Genomic DNA, 1,654 nt, shown 5'->3' with positions numbered 1-1,654 from the left:
TGCTAAGAGACGGTGTAATGTGGGATAAGAATAGCGCCAAAAATTAACTATTGACGCCATAGTCTCTTGTTATGTGCTTACTTCTGCTCTACCTAATAAATAACCATTTAACAAAATATCGAGCTCTTTTACTGACAAATTTCCAAATGAAGACGCTAGATATTTGGTTGCTTCAGAAGAGTTTGTCTCACCCGTTAATCCAAATTCAGACTTATAATTGCCCACTTTGGCTTTAATTGAACCAACACTGATACCCGACGAAACTGCCAAAGCTTCACACAAATCAGTTTTCAGACCTTTGGGGTTTCCTGATTCGTCAAGCATCTTAAAAATAATAAGGCACCGAATTTCAGCTTCTAAATTCCAGCCAGAACCTTCACGAAAATTGAACATTGAGACTCCTTTGGCACATAACGCCAGCTTAAACCGCAGACAACGCACAAAACAAGTCGCTGCACTGCGCCCTAAACACAAAATTCACCGCAAACTAAAAATGCCACGCGTTGTTTGTCGGTTTGAAACTTTTGTTAGCCGTTGCGCCGAAGTCTCGCGACTGACTCTGCAACAACTGCCTTAACTTTTTCTGGATCTTGGTTCTCACAGTACTCACGATTTATAAACAGCATCACATCATTGCCGTCAGGTTCATCGAATGTACAATTCGAATTCTGACAAATTTCCTTGATTACATTTTCACTAACTGGGACGGCATGAAAGTGACAATTAAAGCCCTTCGAGAAACCAAGTTTGGAGAAGATTACCTTTTGAGGAGAAAAAGTTCTTTGAAGTAACCCTTCGACTTCCGCTAAAACCAGACCTAATGAAGCTAATGATTTTTGGCACAAATCCGATAGCTCAGTTGATTCCGACTTTGAAGCAACCATCAGATAACCGGCATAAGTAGAATTCATCCTATGATTCACGACCCAATACTCATTTTCAAAAACTACATACTCAGCTGGGATCATTATTTACCCCTAAGACAGCTAACGCCCTGTTAAGGTGTGAGCAACGCAATACCGAAGCCGCCGCATACCACCTTAAACACTAAAACCAACGCATAGTAAAAATGCCACGCGTTGCGAGTGATCCCTCTTAAATTGTTTGTTATACGCGTGCTGACACTACAACGAAACTTTCATAACCTTATGATTTAGCTCACTTTCAATATCAACCGCTAACCAACCTAATGACTCGTACAACGATGGTACATTTGTGTAAGCATACAGGTTACTTTGAGTTGCTGCTGATACTTGGCTAACACCTCGGTTAATCAGTTCACTAGCAATACCTTGACCGCGCCACTCTGGTGAAACATAAACAGCATTAAGCCAAATAACTTCTGAGTCACCGTGAGGTTCTTTAAAGCGCGAATATGCGAGGCCACCAACAACTTGATTATCTCTGAGAGCAACTATCACAGATGGAAGGTTAGCTTCTGGTTTATAGGTATCTACGAATAGAAAGTCAGACCATTCCGTTTGAAACAGCTTCTCTAGAGCAACCCAATGCTGACTATTCTCATCGCAATTTCTGAATACTACCTTGTTCATATTGGATTATTTCCTCAAAAGCGTATAGACATAATGACCCCCACGAGGTGCTAGCCTCCAATATCGTGGGTTAGCTAAAAGCCAGAGCCATAATTAGTGCG

At 41.2% G+C, this 1,654-nt stretch carries 3 protein-coding genes; all 3 read right to left on the bottom strand.

The genetic code is table 11. From position 1 onward, the window contains the following. Nucleotides 1-69: 69 nt before the first annotated feature. Complete coding sequence (locus ACHUFI_RS22385) at nucleotides 70-393, bottom strand: hypothetical protein (protein ID WP_394253210.1); 324 nt, start codon at nucleotides 391-393, stop codon at nucleotides 70-72. A 134-nt stretch (nucleotides 394-527) separates the two neighbouring features. Next, complete coding sequence (locus tag ACHUFI_RS22380) at nucleotides 528-968, bottom strand: hypothetical protein (protein WP_394253208.1); 441 nt, start codon at nucleotides 966-968, stop codon at nucleotides 528-530. Nucleotides 969-1,124: 156 nt separating this feature from the next. After that, complete coding sequence (locus ACHUFI_RS22375) at nucleotides 1,125-1,553, bottom strand: GNAT family N-acetyltransferase (RefSeq protein ID WP_394253206.1); 429 nt, start codon at nucleotides 1,551-1,553, stop codon at nucleotides 1,125-1,127. Between the last annotated feature and the right edge of the window lie 101 nt (nucleotides 1,554-1,654).

The sequence above is a fragment of the Vibrio profundi genome, assembly GCF_043642225.1.
In the GTDB taxonomy this organism is placed as follows: Bacteria; Pseudomonadota; Gammaproteobacteria; order Enterobacterales; family Vibrionaceae; genus Vibrio; species Vibrio profundi_A.
The sequence above is the reverse complement of the archived record's forward strand: the minus strand, read 5'-3'. Positions and strand labels throughout refer to the sequence as shown.

What these genes read in the sequence shown, in the direction of transcription:
- ACHUFI_RS22375 (WP_394253206.1), bottom strand. Translation starts at nt 1,553, where the DNA reads ATGAACAAGGTAGTATTCAGAAATTGCGATGAGAATAGTCAGCATTGG.
- ACHUFI_RS22380 (WP_394253208.1), bottom strand. Translation starts at nt 968, where the DNA reads ATGATCCCAGCTGAGTATGTAGTTTTTGAAAATGAGTATTGGGTCGTG.
- ACHUFI_RS22385 (WP_394253210.1), bottom strand. Translation starts at nt 393, where the DNA reads ATGTTCAATTTTCGTGAAGGTTCTGGCTGGAATTTAGAAGCTGAAATT.